Genomic DNA, 16,419 nt, shown 5'->3' with positions numbered 1-16,419 from the left:
TCCACCCAGGCCACCGGGGTACGTGACGGCACAGCGTGGTCAACTGACCTCCACGTCTGCCGCGACAAAGTCGCCGTGGAGTCGCAGTGGAGCTCTGGGAAGCTTCTGGCACCCTGTCTCGTTATCTTGGGTCACCACGACGGAGTCCTCGAGGCAGGCACGAGGTAGGTGAGGCATGACCCACGACCAGAAGTGTTACGGCCGGCACCCCGAAGGGCCTCCTCCGGTGAGGCGGGTCGAGGATGGTCACGCGGGTGGTAGCAGCGCCGGCAAGGCTGACGCTGACCTCGCTTTCGACCTCAGCGGCCGGTGGGTGTGGCGGGGGCGGGGTGGCCACGCCGCCCACCTCATCCGCGATCGCTCCACGGCCAGCTCCACCCCGTGGACACTGTGCGGTCGCCGGATGCGCCAACCACGCCTGGCCTGGCGAGGCATCTGCCCCACCTGCCTCTCCCGCGCCGAAGATCTCGCTGCGGACGCCAGCGCGGACCTCGCCGCAGAACCCGTCCCACCGCGTGAAGTCCGCGACGAGACGCGCGACTGAACACCGGCAGTCCGATGACGCAGTGCCCGACCGGACTGTTTAGCTGCCGTCTCCGCCTGACCCCATCGCGGCTTGAACGTCACGGTCATCCCGCGATACGGGCGGCCTCAACTGGCCTGACCACGTTGTGGTCTTGCCGAAGTCCGCGACGGCGCTTCCTGCGGAGAACCTCCCGGTAACGCTGTCAGCCCCGCTCACGCTGTGCTTTGGAGGGTGGTGCATCGACCTCGCGCCGCAGATCAGCCCGAGCCCGCAACAGCACCACCAGCGCCCCGACCAGCCCAGTGACCATCACCGCGATGACACCCACGGTGAGCACCCCCACCATCCAGAACGGGCCTCCGGTGTCCTTCAGCGTCCACGCCGCGGTGGCGCACACCACCACCGTCGCCACCACAGCAGGCAGCAGGACCCCCAGACGGACACTGCCGAGCACCACAGCCGCCGCCAGCGTTAGACCCGCACCGAGGTGGAACCACCCCGCCGCGGCCGGCGCCTGGGCATCGTCGGCCCACCAGCTCACCCACCCCTGCCAGGCCGCCACCGACAGACCCAGCACCGCCAGCGCGGATAACAGCCGTCCCCCGCGGTAGCGGGGATCACGCCGTACTTGCTCGGTTGACGTCGTCGCCATCACCGCATCATGCCGCGTGCAGGAGGGGTGGAACCTCGTCGAGCGGATTCACGGTCATTCCGCAGTGCGGGCGGTGCCGCGCCCACCACCGACTCAAGGGCGTGAGTTCAACAGGGCCAAGGTGAAGTCCATCAACACCTCAGCCTCCTGCACGGCGCGGCCCTCTTGGACCCACTTCACGGTGGTCAGCACCGTGATGTCGACCTGCCCATCCAGCTCGTCAGCGAAGTCGGGAAAGACCCACCACCCGTCGAAGGGCATGCGCAGACCCCCGTCCTGCTCGCTCCGCAACCGCGCCGGTCGCGGCTCACAACGCTCAGAGCCCATCGCGTTGTCCAGCAGCAGGAGGGTGCCGCCCAGGGACACCCACTGCGAGGTGGTGTCGAAGACTTGGTAGCCGATCGCCTCATGCGGCGAGGTCAGTGGCGCCGCGAGGTCCAGACTCACCGCGAAGGACGGCTCGTCGAGCACCTCGCGCTCGTCGTGGCCCCGCTCGAGGCGATACGACGCTGCCGGCACCAGCGATACCCGTGGACGCGGTAGATCAGCGGCGGCCTGAGCCATGCGGATGGCGACGGCGACCGAGAAGCTGGCGAGCACGACTCCACAGTGCCCGACAAGCTGCGGCTACCACGTCCTTTTGTCGCGGCTGCAGCCGTAGAGCGCCGACTTCACGGTCATCCCGCGTTGTGCGTGCTCCTGCGTGACGTCGCTCCTTGCTGCACCGGCCCCCACCACCGGGTCACAGCATCAGGTCACAGCACAGCGATCTCTACGGCCACCAGGGTCAGCCCCACCACGAGGAGCACCGTCCTCGCTACTTGCACCACACGACCACTCTGCTCCCCCGAGGCAGCATCAGGTCCGCGCCCACCACGAGGACGATGCAGCTCCCCACCACGTCACGTGTGGTGCCGCCTGCACCGGCGACGGGAGCCTCGGTCTGGACCTGGCCGGCACCACGGTCACCGTCAACTGCGACGGGCAGGGCCACCGCGTCGGTGAGCTCATCCCGACCACCGGCGAAGCCACCTTCAAAGTCACTGACCCCAACGACGGCCCCTCGCAGTGGGGCGTGGCCGTCACCACCAGCTGAGGCAGCTCAACTCACCGTTTCCCTTGCGCCCCGGCTCGGCGCTGCAAGATGCGGCGACGGCCCTCCCCACCGCAACGACGACTTCACGGTCATCCCGCGTTGTGTGCGGTCCTGAGCTGTCAGGGGCGTCCCCACCATGACGATGACTGGATGGGCCCAGCCCCTCCTCATCCACCCGTCCACTCCGAGACTCACCCCCGTGACGGGTTCGACGCTGACCTCCAGCCAACTCACCGACGTCCTCACCATGGCCTGGATCGAGCTGGGCCCACCCGCCGTCGCCGTCGAACTGCTGCACCGCACCGGGGACTGGCTCACCACCCTCGACGCTGCTGGCTTCCTCGACCTCGACACTCACCCCGACGGCACCCCCCGCGCCACCCTGCGCTGGGCCGAAGCCATCGCCGCCATCGACCCCAACGCCCCACCAGGCCCGCTGCCCGCCGACCTCCCCCACGCCCGCCACCACCGAGGCGTCCTGCGCATCGCCGCCGCCCTGGCCTCCGCCGTCCCCGTCGACCTCGGCGCCACCCTCGGGGACATGGACCGACCCACCACCGCCCACGTCCTCGCCGCCATCAGCCGCTCCAGCCAAGCCCACCTGGAGTGGCTCGACCCCCGCCTGCCCGACGGGCGGCCTTCCGCGCGATGGACGTACCGCGACGTCGGCGTGCTCACGGACTGGCCCACCGCGCCGGATCCGCCACAGGACACCGAGCTCCCGTTGTGGCCGGCCCGCATCGAAGAGGAGGCGGTGGCCCGCGCCGCCGCAGCCCGCCCCGCCCCCCTAGCCGGCCTGCCCCTGAGCGAGCACGTCGCCGCGGTTCTGGAGCACTTGCGACCCATCGCCCGTGAGTTCCGCTACGAGACCCTGGGTATGTGGGGCGCCCCCGGCGTCCTGAGCGATGGCGTGGACATCGACCCTGACGAGGCTTCGTTCACCGGCCCCTGCCCACAACCCGCCTCGGGTGAGGAACGCGTCTGGCTGCGCCGCCACGTCGATCCACAACGGCGCTACCTGCTCCTCGTCCCCGCCGGGGTCGACCTGCACACTGTGCCGTTCCACCGCCTCACCCAAGCCGGCGTCACCACCATCTCCACAGCCCCACCCGAGCCGGACGCCCCGCCGATCGTGGCGGGCACCGATCTGCGCAACCCCACCGGCGGCTGGACCGTCGTGCGCATCGGGGATGTTCTGGCTCAGGTCACCCATCTTGAAGATGAGGTGACCGGCATCTACTGGATCCGAGCCGACGGGCAGAACGTGGGCGTGTCGATCCCGACCCGTCCACGTCAGGCTGTGGAGCGGCTGCTGAGCTGGCCCGGGGTTCCGTAACGGCCGCTGCTGCCATCGCAGGAGAAGGCATTGCCCACGACGTCACGGTCATCCCGCGTTGTGCGCTGTGGCTGACGCCCCGCGACGTCACGGTCGTGCCGAGATCAGTGCGGGATCCTCGGGACGACAGCTTGGCCGTCAAACGAGAACTCGCCACGCCGCCGCGTTTCGCCGTGACCGGTCGCAGCTCGAGCTCGTCTTGGAACGGCGCGCCGGCAAGGCGCTGCGGGTCATCGAGCGAGGCCGCGTTCGATGGTGAGGGTCTCGGCTTACGGGCGGTGGTCGATGCGACAGGAGGTGACCATCCTTGCCTCGCACCGGGCAGTCGATCGCCACCCAACGCGCGGCCAGGTCCTGGCGTGCCGCGCCCAGCGGCCGGAGCACCATGGACGGCATGGCACTCGACACCACCAAGACCACCGGGACCGCCCTGATCACCGGCGCCTCCTCCGGAATCGGCGCCGTGTACGCCCGCCAGCTCGCCGAACGGGGTTGGGGTCTCGTCCTCGTCGCTCGCCGAGGCGACCGCCTGGAGCAGCTTGCCGCCGCGCTGCGCGACGAGCACGGCGTCACGGTGCAGACCCTCACCGCCGACCTATCCCAGGCCAGCGACCTGACCCGGGTCGCCGCACGTGCCGTCGATGTGGACCTCCTGGTCAACAACGCGGGCATCAACGGCTACGGCCCGTTCGCGCAGACCGAAGCCGACCTGCTGACCCAGGTGCTGGCCGTCAACGTCACCGCCCTGACGGTGCTGACCCGGGCCGCCGTGCCCGGAATGCTGACGCGCGGGCGCGGCGCCGTCATCAGCGTGGCCTCGCTGCTGGCGTTCGCCGGGAGCCTGCCGCCGGACCCACTCCCCCACCGCGCCGTGTACGGCGGCACCAAGGGCTACGTCGTGACGTTCACCCGTACCCTCGCCGCCGAACTGGCCGGGTCCCCGGTGAGCGTGCAGGTCGTGTGCCCAGGACTGACCGCCACCGAATTCCACCTCACCAGAGGCGACCTGCCCGTCCCTGGCGAGGAGAAGGTCCACGACGACGGCGGCATGCCACCCGAAGACGTCGTCGAGGCCTCGCTGTCGGCGCTTCGCGACGGCGAGACGATGTGCGTGCCCGGGCTCGAGGACCCGGCTGCGGTGGAGGCGTTGACCGCCGCCGAAGGCACGCTGCGCGCCAGTTCTCGAGGCGGCCAGATCGCCGGTCGCTACCGGCAGACCGGGACCAGGGCGGACTGACCCCGGCGCCCGACACACGCACATGGCGATGGCCGCGCCGTCGCGCTCATGTCGATGTCCGCAGGGTCATCCAGCACCACCTCGTCCGCCACCTCCATTGCCTCTCTTGCGCTCTGTGTTGCGATGACGCAACATGGGGGGGTGGTGAACAAGGCGAAGGAGTCGGCAGGCGCGAAGCACCTGCACAACCGCCTCGCGGTGCTGCGCGCCGAACGCGGCATCACCCGCCGCCAGCTGGCCGAAGCGGTCGGCGTCAACGTTCAGACCATCGGCTTCCTCGAACGCGGCGATTACGGCCCCTCCGTCGAACTCGCCCTGCGCCTGGCCGGCCACTTCGGCCTACCCGTGGAGGCGCTCTTCTCCCTCACCCCCTTCCCGCCCATGTCAGCGCAGCTCTACCCCGCCCCCACATCCCCCACGGCGCCCGCTGAGGCACCGACGACCACGCCCGCCCAGGCAGGAGCCAGCACATGAACCCCATCGGGACCGAATACCGTGCGCACCGACGCGCCGCTACCCACGCCCGACTCCAGGAACAACGCCAGCAGCCACTGCCGGCGTGGCTGGCCACTCGCACCGCCCGCCGCGCCCTCGCCCTGCTCCCCGCGGCCACCTTCGCCTTTGGTGTCCTGGCCGCTACCGTCGGCGACTTCGACCCGGGGCTGGTCGCATTTGCCATCGCCCCGGCCAGCTACGCCTTGGCCGTGCTGCGCCGCGCGACGCGGATGCTGGACGACGCACCGGAGAACCTGCTCGACGAACGCGAGATCAGCGACCGCGACCATGCTTACCGACGCGGCTTCCGCCTCACCCTGCTGCTGCTGGGCGCGCTGGCAGTCCTTGCGGTCCTCGACAACCTCCTGGCAGACGAGGCGGGCGTGCAGATCGTCGAGACCGGGGGCTGGACGACGTTGCTCGTCGCCTCGTTCCTCACCGCCACCATGCTGCCCGCCGCTGCCCTGGCCTGGACCTGGCGCGAACCGGTCCTCGAGGCCGATGGCTTCAACGAGTAGCCGTCCTCACAGACGACAAGTCTCGACAGGCCGCGGAACGCGACGCTTGGTCCGCTCAAACCCCTGACAACTTCACGGTCATCCCGCGTTGTGCGTGCTCCTGCGTGACGTCGCTCCTCGCTGCACCGGGCCACAGCACCGGCTCACAGCACAGCGATCTCTACGGCCACCAGGGTCAGCCCCACCACGAGGAGCACCGTCCTCGCTACTCGCACCACACGACCACTCTGCTCCCCCCGAGGCAGCATCAGGTCCGCGCCCACCACGAGGACGATGCAGCTCCCCACCACGTCACGTGTGGTGCCTGCCTTCACGAGCAACACGACCGCGAGGAACATGAACACGGCGCCGATGCAGGACACGAAGCTGAAGCGCCCCTGCTTGTCGGGGGATGCCTTCTGGGCCTGCTCGGTGCTCATCTCCTGATGCTGGCAGACTTCGACCGCGGTGACCATGACCTTCCGGTCATCCCGCGATATGGGCGGCCGCTGATGGCCAGCGGCGGCGTGGTCACGCTCATGTCGAAGGAAAGCTGAGCACGATGATCACTCGCATACTGTCGATGTCCGGACTTCAAGTGCGTCACCCCGCTGTCCTCATCAGCACGCCCACAGGACGTCCGGTGGGCCCTTCCTGGCCGTGGTCTCACGAACCGTACCTATGGGACCACGGCCACGAAGGGTGCCAGGGGGCCAAGAAGTTCGAGGGTCAGAAACGGGTCAGAGCGAGGGGACGACGACCGCGCGCCCAGCCAGGGTCCCCGCGGCGAGACGCTCGTACGCCGTGGGGGCCTCAGCCATCGCGAACGTCTCGGTGTGCACGTCGAACACGCCCTGGTGGGCGAGGTCGATCAGCTCGATGAGCTCACCGCGCGAACCCCAGTACGGGACGGTCACCGACGCCTCGTAGGCCTGGCGGAAGAAGCCGACCTGCGCGGCGGCGGGCTTGCTGGAGATCCCGACGATGGTGACGTCGGACTCCACCCCGGCCACCGCCATCGCGGTGTCGATCGTGGGCTGGGCGCCGACGAAGTCCAGGACGAGGTCGGCTCCGCGCCCACCCAGCGCCTTGCGCACGTTCGCGGCCGCGTCGGCGTCGGAGAGGACGACGTCGTGGGCGCCGACGGCGGTGGCCAGCGCGAGCTTCTCCTCGGTGACGTCGAGGGCGAGGACGCGGGCGGGGGAGAGTGCGCGCAGGATCTGGATGGCGAGGTGACCCAGGCCACCGGTGCCGATGACGACCGCGGTCGAGCCCGCGCGCAGCTTCGGCAGCGAGCGCTTGATCGCGTGGTAGGGGGTGAGGCCGGCGTCGGTCAGCGGCACGGTCGCCACCGGGTCGAGGTCGCCGATCGGCACCAGGTGACGCGGGGAGTCGACGATCATGAACTCGGCCAGCGCCCCGGGGGCACCCAGTCCGGGCGGGTTGATGCCCAGCTCCGCCGCGCGCGAGCAGTAGTTCTCCTTGCCCTGCGCACAGGCGTGGCATGTGCCGCAGCCCCACGGACCGTAGACGACGACGTCGGTGCAGATGTCGATGCCCGTGGTGCCCGGGCCGAGTTCGGCGACACGCCCGGCGCCCTCGTGGCCCAAGGTGAGGGGCAGGCCGTAGGTGTACTGGTCCGCGGGCAGGTTCATGACGAAGTCGTCGGAGTGGCAGATGCCGGCGGCGGTCACCTCCAGGAGCACCTGCCCGGGGCCCGGTGTCGGCTTGTCGATGTCCACGACCTCCGGTGCTGCTCCGATGGTCCGGTACTGGACTGCGCGCACGGCAGTCTCCTCTCCTCGACGATTATCGGTACAGAGTGTAGTTTACTCCTAAATCACCGACGCGCGTCGGTCGACCTCCGACTCCCCGGCTCAAGCGCCGAACGCGGCGGCTCCTGCACGACACCTCAAGCGCGCTGCGCCCAGCTCAACCACCTCCACGACGTGCAGCAAGTCCTCCTCGAACAGCCCACCGACCTGCACCATCTCTGCGACACCTGCGACCTCGACCTCGCCCCCTCCTGCAGGCGGCCACCCTCATCCACACCCGCGAGCCCCAAGCCGCCTGGCCACCACCTCTCCCGACCCGTGCAGCGCCCCCGCCGCACCCCCGCAGCACCGTCGCCCCGCACCGTCGCCTGGGCACCTGCGGCACCTGCGGCACCTGCGGCGAGCTGACGCGCCGCGCCAGCCATCGGTCCTGCGCCGGCCGGCCGACCACGACCCAATGCGGCTCACGACGGGCCATCGCACGCCGCCACCCACGCAGAGCGCTGCTTGACAAATCAGCGTGATCTTGGGCTAGTCACCGACATCACCCCGCAGCGGCCCGCGGCCCGCGGCCCCGAGGTTTCGTCAGCTTGAAAGCCGCTGGAGGATCAGCCGTCCCGCGCCGCGCTCTCCGCGCCGCAGACCCCACAGACCGTCCATGAGCTGGACTCTGCCCGTAGGGGCTGCCCAGTCAGCGTCGGCCCAAGCCGACGCGCGTCAGGTCAGTGACAATGTGGGCCAGCTGCGAGGTCCCCTGGAGGCGCTGACTCGCTCTCGAGCCAGTGACCGACTCCAGGAGACCTGCTGTCGTGTGCTGCCAGAGCCTGACGCGAGGCGCTACACGGGCGGTGTACTCACGCGCAGCAGCGTTGACATCTGCACCGTGCGTGTTTACCGCCTGGCTCAGACGGGCAGCGCCCAACAAGCTCGCGGTAGTCCCCACCCCAGACAGGGGGTCGACGCAGTAGGCGGCATCCCCGACCAGTACGACGCGGCCAGCGTGCCAGCGGGGCATCCGCACCTGCGCGAACCGGGTCAACCGCACGGCGTCGAGATCGGCGTCGGCCAGAGCGGAGGCGATCAGGAATCCCCGCGATCCGACGTTCATGCGGTGGCGCACCTCGGCGATCAGATCGCTGGTGTGCACCGGGCGCGAGCCGGTGGGCATGACGGCGAGGAACAAGGCCTGGTCCCCGTCGGGATAGGGAAAGAAGTAGGCACCCATGCCTTTGCCGTAGTAGATCTCGGACCGGTCCTGCCCCAGTGCCTCAAGGGGGACGTTGACCCAGACGTTGGTCCAGCCGTTGTCGTAGACGAACTCCTCGTCCGGACCCAGGGTGAGACGGCGCACAGTCGAACGCACCCCGTCGGCACCCAGCAGCAGGTCGTAGCGCTGGGCGTCTCCGTTAGCGAAGTGTGCGACGATGTGATCGAGGTGCTGCTCGATGCCGGCCAGTTCCCGGCCCAGGCGCAAGGGGACTTCAGCGGCAGTACGCTCACCGATCGCGCCGATCAGGTCACCGCGACGCACCAGGCGGTACCCCTTGGGGTCGAGGGTGGTCATGGTTTTGTGTCCGCGCGCACTTGTGCGCAGCACGGCGATGTCCGGAGCGGGTACGGAGAACTTCTCCATCAAGTCCCCCAGTTCCAGGTCTTGCATGAACCGTTGGGCGCTTTGGTCCAGCTGCAGCATGTACCCGCCGCGGTAGGGCTCGGTGATGGCGTCGACCACCGTCACGTCGTGTCCGCTGCGTCGTAGGTGCAGGGCGGTGGTGCATCCGGCCAGGCCGGCTCCCACGACGAGGATCTTCACGAAAGGCTCCTTGGGTGCTTGGTCGGGTTGATGTGGTGTCGTCCCCCGCCGGGAACGGCGCTCACCGTCGACGGGGACAGGGGCGACGGCGGGGAGAACGGCGAGGAGAAGGGCGGGGAGGAGACTGGAAAGATCGGATCCCCGGGGTCGACCGGGCGGGTCAGGGCAGGCCCCACCATGGGGAGACCGTCACCGCAGGACCGTCACCACATGGGGGAACGACAGCTCTGCTCCTCACTGGCTGGTGGCTGCCTCCGTCGCCAGCCGGGTGGTGACCTCGCGTGCTGCGCGCTGTCCCGACAGGAGGGCGCCGTTCATGGTTCCGCTGAAGGCGTCGGCAGTCTCGCTGCCGGCCCAGTGCACCAGTCCGACCGGCTCGCGCAGGTACCGCCCGAAGGAGGTCCACGCCTTCGGCGCGACCGCGGGGTTGGGTCCACCGGCAGCGAAGGAGTCATTGCCCCAGGAGAAGTCGGTGTAGTCGAGGGGGTGCCGGGCTCGCTCCCCGTACAGGTGGACGACCTGCTCGAGGACGCGACGGCGCCGTTCGGGCTCCTCGAAACCGTCGAACCGGCGCCCGTCGCAGAAGACCATGAGAATCCCAGGACCCTCGGGCGAAGGGCTGACGTCGAAGGTGAGGAAGACGGTGTCGTCATCGGAGACGGACTCTGCCGAGAGGCCCTCGCTGCGCCAGAAGGGGCGGTCGTAGGCGACGAACGCCTTGCTCAGCGAACCTAGCCGCCAACTGCGGGACAGGCCGTAGTGCTGCTCGGGCAGCGCCGGGGAGAACTCGATCTGGGCGCGGTGCATGGGTGAAGCGGTCATGATCACGTAGCGGGCCTCGATCATGCCCTCGGCGGTGTGGACCGTGACGCGCTCTGCGGCGGTGGTGATGCGCTGCACCGGGGAGTTGAGCAGGATCGGCGCGTCCACGGCCTCGGCGTAACGGCTGACCAGTCCGTGGGCTGTGCCGAGGATGCGGTCCTGCTGGTCACCGCCCTCGACGCTGAGCATGATGTCGAGACTGCCGAGGGTCTTGATGTAGCGCAGCACGTTGAACAGGGAGACGTCGCCGACCGGCGCCCCCCAATGCACCAGGCTGATCATGTTCACGAACTTTCGGGTGCCCTTGAGCGCCAGCTTGGACGTCAGCCACTCCCCCAGGGATACCGAGTCCAGCTTCTCGGCATCCGGGTGCTTCCAGGGCGCCTCGACGGACAGGCTGTCGGCCAGCTTCTGCAGGGCGCCCAGGATCCGCGTCAGGTCGAGCACAACCCACGGCGCCATGGCTGTGGCGCTTTCGACGCGGCGGCGCCCGTTGAAGGACAGCAATCCTTTGCCCGTGTGGAACTGGGGCACGAGTTGGACGCCGAGCCGGCTGGCGAGGTCGCGCACTTCGGTGTGGTGCGGGCCGACCCAGGTCGCGCCGGCGTCGACGGGGACGCCGGCGACCTCGGTGGTGTGGATCCGGCCGCCGATACGGTCACGACCCTCGACGATGACGACGTCGTGGCCGGCCTGAACGAGCTGGTCGGCGGCGGCCAAACCGGCGAGGCCGGCGCCCACGACGACGACGTCGACAGATCGGTCGACGGATCGGGTGATGGCACTGCTCATGGTCGTGCTCCGTTCATCGTGATCTTGCGCCGCTACCCCAGTTGGCTCGGTAGCGCGGGGGACGGCGGCTGAAGGTCGGTGAGGGGAGTCGCGTGACGTGTGGGTGACTGCGGCGTGCGACGGGCCCCTTGGCTATTGAGCACCACCTTACGTACCGATCGGTCGGCTGTAAAGCACGGATGGTCTGAAAGTGGATCAGAGGCCTTCTCCGGCCGGTCCACGACCGACTGCAGTCGCGTGATCTGCACGCGGTGCTCCATCCCTGGACACCCCGCACCGGCTCCACCCGCCGCCGAACCGTCGAGCACAGAACCTTGCGATGTAGAACGCTCAGGCCCAGGACGCTCAGGCGCCGCATGCTGTGCCTCGAGTGGTGACGCGACCGACGACACGGCTGATGACACCGTTGCTGACGCCGCGGCTGATGACGCGGCTGGCATTCAGGGCCGTCGCTTCGTGCGAGTCCCGGTGATGGCGAGTACTTCGCGGGTAATGTCCGGCGCACTAAGGTGTCGCAGCCCCGTGCGCAACAGGGCGCGGACAGCGGCGAGGCGGATCAGCTTGAGCGGGATCCGCGTCCTGTGCGTGTCTCCGGGCAGACGCCAAGCTTTGACGCGCAGTCGCTGGTGCGTCACCAGTTCCTCCCTCTCGATGCCCATCCTGCGGAGCGGGTCCTGGGCACGGTCACGACTTAGCCGGGGTCAGCTGAGGACGTCGGTCTGGTCGGTGTTCGCCTGCTGCCTCTCGGTGGTGCGGCGTTGCCGCATCGAGCGCACAACCAGGGGCAACACGCTGGCTACGGTGATGAGGATCAAGGCCGGGATGAGGTAGACCTCGATGTTCGGGACGGTGGCACCGAGGAAGTAGCCGAGCAGGATGATGCCTACGGTCCACAGCACCCCGCCGGCTGCCTGCCACAGCAGGAACCGGCGCGCCGGCACACCGGTGGCTCCGGCCAGGGGGTTCATCAGGGTGCGGGCCACAGGGACGAACCGGGCCAGCACGATGGCCTTGCCCGGACCGAAACGCTCCAGCAGGTCCTGAGAGCGGCGCATGCCCGCGCCGATGCGTGAACCCTCCGGTCGCTGCAGCAACCCGGGACCGAACCGGCGCCCGATGTGGTAACCGACTTGCGCGCCGATCAGGGCCCCGGCGACCGCCCCCACCAGCACCGCCCCCAGATCCAGGTGCACCGCAGCGGTGACCGGGGTCGCGGCCAGCAGACCGGCCGCGATCAACAAGGTGTCCCCGGGCAGGAAGAAGCCGATGAGCAGGCCCGTCTCGGCGAAGAGGACGACAAAGATGCCGAAGGCGCCGAAGGTGGTCAGCAACCGGTCCGGGGAGAGCAGATCACCCATGTCGTCGCACCCGACCTCTCCCGGTCCAGGCGGGTGATGGCTGTTCTCCTCGGATCCGGCGGGGTTCTCGGCGATCGATGAGCATGTCCGGTTCTCCTTCGAGGCAGTGGTTCATGTGAGCACGAACAGGCTTCGACAGCTCATGGCCGCAAGGGCTGTCGACGGTCTGCGTGGGGGCGGGCCACCGGTCAGCCGGGTAGCTTGGAGGGGAGGAAGCCTTCCGCGCGGGCCGCGGCAATGCCGATCTTGGGGACGTCGCGGGCACTGGCGAAGCACAGGAAGCGGGGGGTCCACTGCGGCTGGTACTTCACGTTGGCCCGGTACAGGGACTCCAGCTGCCACCACCGGGACCCGAAGGTGAGCACTCGCCGCCACAGCCGCAGGACGGGGCCGGCGCCTAGCCGGCCACCGCGGTCGAAGGCGGTGCGGAAAACGGCGAAGTTCAGCGACACTCGCTGGACGCCGAGTTCTGGGGCATGGGTCAGGACCGAGGTCACGGCGAACTCGGTCAGGCCGTTGAGCTCCACGTCACGGTCCCGGCGCATCAGATCCAGCGACAAGCCGTCCCTCCCCCAGGGCACGAAGGTCAGCAAGGCGCAGCTACGACCCTGCGCGTCGAGGCACTCGGCGATCAGCAGGTCGTCGTCACCGGGCTCGCCCACCCGGCCCAACGCCATGGAGAAGCCCCGCTCGACCTCACCGGCTCGCCAGTGCTCGGCGAGCTCGGCCAGCCGAACCAGCTCAGCGGGGGCTACGTCACCTTGCCGGCGCAGCCGGACGCTCATCCCCGTGCGGGCGACGCGGTTGACGGCCTGGCGCAGGCTGCGCACCGCGCGGCCTTCCAGGGAGAAGGTGGTGGTGTCCACTACTGCTTCATCGCCCAGTTCCAGGGCGTCTAGGCCCGCGGTGGCGTAGGCCTGGGCGCCGCGTTCGGAGGCGCCCAGGACGGCGGGGATCCAGCCGTGCTCGCGCAGCAGCATCCTCCACGCCTCGATGACCTCCGGCCAGGCCGAGGAGTGCCCCAGCGGGTCACCGCTGGCCAAGCAGACGTCGCCGATGGTGCGGTAGGCGATGGCCGCCTTGCCGCTGGCGGAGAAGACGAGCGACTTGTCCGGGCGCAGGGCGAAGTAGCCCAGGGAGTCTTGGGGGCCGGCCGTAGCCAGCAGCCGGCGCAGGGCGGCGTCGTCGGCCGCGGTGTGGGCGCGCTGATCGCGGCGGGGCCCGAACAGGGCCCAGCCGGCTCCCAGCAGGGCGAGGGTGCCGATGGTGTTGAGCAGCACACCGACCCAGTGCGGCAACTGCAGCGTGAGCGGTCCGGGTTCGAACAGCTCCACCGAGGTCAGCGCGGCGGTGAAGGTGTAGGCCAGGTGCTGCAGGTACCCGGCGTGGGAGGCGTCCAGGACCGTCACGAGCGTGCTGCCCAGCAGCAGGCACACCCCCAGCAGCACCGCCAGCACCCTCACCGCCGCACGCAGGTTCTTCGGGTCCCCCAGTACGGTGAACGCGGGCTGGGCGTAGAGCACCACCGCCAGCAGCAGGACGAAGACGGCCAGCACCGCCCACGCCTGGGCGTTGCGGTAGGTGAGCACCAGGGCCACGGCGCCGAGGGTGTTGAGGGTGACGACGGCGGCCAGGACCCGCCAGGCGGCCCGCTTGCGCTTGCGCAGGGAGCGGGCCAGCAGCAGCAGGAGGGTGCCGTATCCGAAGCTGGGCCAGCCCAGGACGTAGACCCACGCGTTGCGCTCGAAGTCGACCTGCTCGGCCACAGCGCGCACCGCCGGGGTCAAGGCCAGCAAGATCGACATGACGCCGAAGGCGGAGTAGAGCAGCGTGATGGCTGTGGCAGCCCGGGCGACCAGTGACGGCGAACGCCTCATCGACCCCTCGAACGACTGCTCCGTCGACCGCCCCGTCGACGGCTCCATCGACGGCTCCATCGACCGGTCCGTCGCCCCAGTCACCGCCCCCGTCACGAGCGACCTCCGCTGGCGCGGTCATGCTCAGCGCGAATACGGGAGGCACCTCGGGCGACAACCCGCTCCTCAACTGCTTGGGAGGCGACTGCCTGGAAGGCAACTGCCCGGAAAGCGACCGCCCGCAAGGCGGCGGGGCGGGCGCAGCTTTTCGATGGTCGGCCAGCATCCGTGGGCTGCGCGAGAAGCCTCAGAGTCTGCGGTAGCGACGTCTGAACGGACGGCTGAACGAGCGGTGCCGGAACGGACGGCGCCTGAGGGGGCAACGGTCCGCAGGTGCGGTGGAGGGAGATCACGGTTGGGGTCGCTCTCTGAGGCGCCGATGGGAAGAACGGACGTCGTGCGCAGTGGACTGGCAGCGTACGCACGAGAAGTCTACGCGGTCTGTTTTGCCGACCATATAGTCTGTAAGGTGGATGTTCGAGCCCATGACTGGCTCGTGACCAGGTGATGGAGGACGCGTGACGTACGTGAGGCGAGTGCAAGCGAGCAGCAGGCTGGCCCCGACCACAGCCGAGAACGGCACCGACGCCGATACCGATACCGCCGCCTCCTCCGCCTCCTCCGCCGCCGCCGCCGATACCGGTGAGGCCGGACGGTGACGCTGACCCTGGCGATGATCGCGGGCGCGATCATCGTGCGCTCGCTGCTGGCGCGAGTGCTGGACCGCTGGCTGGCCGGCCCCGCGACGGCGATGCTGGTGATGGGGGCACTGGCGCCGCTGCTGACGTCAGGCTCGGCCGTCGAGGCGCTGAACACCACCGTGGCTCAGCACGTGGTCGAAGTCGTCTTGGCGCTGCTGCTGTTCTCCGACGCCACGATGGTGCGCGGGGGACGACTCTTCGGGTCTCATCCCCGACTGCTGGCACGGGTCCTGCTGCTGGCGATGCCCCTGAGCATCGGACTGACGGTGGCCTTGGGTGTGCCTCTGCTCGGCGGCCCTGGGGCCCAGGGCGGCTTGACGTGGCCGGTCCTGCTGGTGATCGCCTGCATCGTGGTCCCCACCGACTTCGCCGCCGCCGAACGTCTGCTGAAGCACACGCGGCTGAGCAGCCGGGTGCGGACGACACTGAACCTGGAGAGCGGCTACAACGACGCTCTTATCTCCCCGCTGTTCCTCTTCGCGATCGCCCTGGCCGTTGGACCGCGCGGTCAGGAGGACCCTCTCGGTGGGCTGGCCACCGCGCTGCCGTACGCCCTGAAGGCTCTGGTGGTGGGGGTGGTCGTCGGCGCCGCGTTGGCTGGCGGCTTGCACGCGGCCGCCGCCCGCGGCTGGGTGGACGCCTCGGCGCGGCGGATGTTGGTGCTGATGGCCCCGCTGCTGACGTACGCCGTGACGCTGGCCTGGAACGGCAACGGCTTCGTCGCCTCCTTCGTGGCCGGGGCCGTCTTCGCCAACGTGCACCGCGTCGTAGCAGCCCTGGCCGCTAGGACACGGCCAGACGGCGAGCGCCAGCAGCTCCTGCTCACCCGGGAGGAGGACTTCCGTTTCCTGCACGACGTGACCGGCTTGGCGGTGATGGCGGTGTGGTTCCTGGTGGGCAGCGCCTGCGTGCTCGCCTTCGCCGGGGGCGTGCCGTGGCCGGTGCTGCTCTTCACGCTGGTGGCCCTGACGCTCGTGCGTCTGCTGCCGGTGTGGGTCGGCACCGCGCGCTCTGGGATGCCGGGTCGTGAACGGGTGCTGCTGGGGGTGCTGGGGGCGCGAGGGACGACGTCCATCGTCTTCGGTCTGCTGGCCTACAACTCCTTGACCGGGGTGGTGGCCGACACCGTCTTGCTCATCACGGTGCTGACCCTGCTGGGCAGCGTGCTCCTGCACGGCCCCCTGGCGAACCCCCTCATCCAGCGCCTGACCCGAGCGCCGCGACCCGCCTCACCCGCCGCCTCACCCGCCGCCTCACCCGCCGCCTCGGAGGCCGCCGCTCAGGACGGCCCCAGCCAGGACGGCCCCAGCCAGGACCCCAGACACTGATCTCAGACATCGATCCCCGTTGCGCAGCACCAGAGGCACGACCTGGAGAGCGATGACCTGCCCCGCTGCATCAGC

Annotated in this window: 13 protein-coding genes; 5 read left to right on the top strand and 8 right to left on the bottom strand. The window is 69.6% G+C overall.

Features of this window, described 5'->3' with window-relative positions; all coding sequences use genetic code 11:
• Nucleotides 1-728: 728 nt before the first annotated feature.
• A complete protein-coding gene (locus KRAD_RS21670) occupies nt 729-1,178 on the bottom strand; it encodes a hypothetical protein (RefSeq protein WP_012087847.1) in 450 nt (149 codons plus the stop codon).
• Between the two features lie 93 nt (nt 1,179-1,271).
• Entirely contained in the window at nt 1,272-1,778 is a 507-nt protein-coding gene (locus KRAD_RS21665) for a hypothetical protein (protein ID WP_041292334.1), read from the bottom strand.
• 695 nt (nt 1,779-2,473) lie between these two features.
• Here KRAD_RS21665 and KRAD_RS21660 point away from each other — a divergent pair.
• From KRAD_RS21660 to KRAD_RS24705, 4 genes are all read left to right on the top strand, one after another.
• Nucleotides 2,474-3,610 (top strand): hypothetical protein, encoded by a 1,137-nt coding sequence (locus KRAD_RS21660; RefSeq protein ID WP_157873697.1) that lies wholly within the window; start codon nt 2,474-2,476, stop codon nt 3,608-3,610.
• Between the two features lie 385 nt (nt 3,611-3,995).
• Nucleotides 3,996-4,847 carry an SDR family NAD(P)-dependent oxidoreductase gene (locus tag KRAD_RS21655; protein ID WP_012087843.1) on the top strand — a complete coding sequence of 284 codons (852 nt, stop codon included), beginning with the start codon at nt 3,996-3,998 and terminating at the stop codon, nt 4,845-4,847.
• Between the two features lie 141 nt (nt 4,848-4,988).
• Nucleotides 4,989-5,321, top strand: a complete 333-nt coding sequence (locus KRAD_RS21650; protein WP_238985786.1) for a helix-turn-helix transcriptional regulator — start codon at nt 4,989-4,991, stop codon at nt 5,319-5,321.
• Nucleotides 5,318-5,860 carry a hypothetical protein gene (locus KRAD_RS24705; protein WP_012087841.1) on the top strand — a complete coding sequence of 181 codons (543 nt, stop codon included), beginning with the start codon at nt 5,318-5,320 and terminating at the stop codon, nt 5,858-5,860. Before KRAD_RS21650 ends, KRAD_RS24705 begins: the two co-directional genes overlap by 4 nt.
• 143 nt (nt 5,861-6,003) lie before the next feature.
• Here the strand turns inward: KRAD_RS24705 and KRAD_RS21640 are convergent, their stop codons facing one another.
• The 6 genes from KRAD_RS21640 to KRAD_RS21610 form a co-directional block, all read right to left on the bottom strand.
• Complete coding sequence (locus KRAD_RS21640; protein ID WP_157873696.1) at nt 6,004-6,279, bottom strand: hypothetical protein; 276 nt, start codon at nt 6,277-6,279, stop codon at nt 6,004-6,006.
• A 300-nt stretch (nt 6,280-6,579) separates the two neighbouring features.
• Nucleotides 6,580-7,626, bottom strand: coding sequence for an NAD(P)-dependent alcohol dehydrogenase (locus tag KRAD_RS21635; protein ID WP_012087839.1), 1,047 nt, complete (start codon nt 7,624-7,626; stop codon nt 6,580-6,582).
• A 679-nt stretch (nt 7,627-8,305) separates the two neighbouring features.
• Nucleotides 8,306-9,427: an FAD-dependent oxidoreductase gene (locus KRAD_RS21630; RefSeq protein WP_012087838.1), complete on the bottom strand. Its 1,122-nt coding sequence runs from the start codon at nt 9,425-9,427 to the stop codon at nt 8,306-8,308.
• 234 nt (nt 9,428-9,661) lie between these two features.
• Nucleotides 9,662-11,041, bottom strand: a complete 1,380-nt coding sequence (locus KRAD_RS21625; RefSeq protein WP_012087837.1) for a flavin monoamine oxidase family protein — start codon at nt 11,039-11,041, stop codon at nt 9,662-9,664.
• Nucleotides 11,042-11,742: 701 nt separating this feature from the next.
• Nucleotides 11,743-12,399, bottom strand: coding sequence for a DedA family protein (locus tag KRAD_RS21615; RefSeq protein WP_012087834.1), 657 nt, complete (start codon nt 12,397-12,399; stop codon nt 11,743-11,745).
• Between the two features lie 188 nt (nt 12,400-12,587).
• Nucleotides 12,588-14,276: a phosphatidylglycerol lysyltransferase domain-containing protein gene (locus KRAD_RS21610; protein ID WP_049821561.1), complete on the bottom strand. Its 1,689-nt coding sequence runs from the start codon at nt 14,274-14,276 to the stop codon at nt 12,588-12,590.
• Nucleotides 14,277-14,970: 694 nt separating this feature from the next.
• On the opposite strand from KRAD_RS21610, the gene KRAD_RS21605 reads away from it, so the two are divergent.
• The gene (locus KRAD_RS21605) at nt 14,971-16,344 is read left to right on the top strand and encodes a cation:proton antiporter domain-containing protein (RefSeq protein ID WP_012087832.1); all 1,374 of its coding nucleotides are present in this window, start codon (nt 14,971-14,973) and stop codon (nt 16,342-16,344) included.
• Nucleotides 16,345-16,419 lie beyond the last annotated feature (75 nt).

Origin of the sequence: Kineococcus radiotolerans SRS30216 = ATCC BAA-149, assembly GCF_000017305.1 — a bacterium.
In the GTDB taxonomy this organism is placed as follows: domain Bacteria; phylum Actinomycetota; class Actinomycetes; order Actinomycetales; family Kineococcaceae; genus Kineococcus; species Kineococcus radiotolerans.
This window is presented reverse-complemented; position numbering and strand designations above follow the sequence as displayed.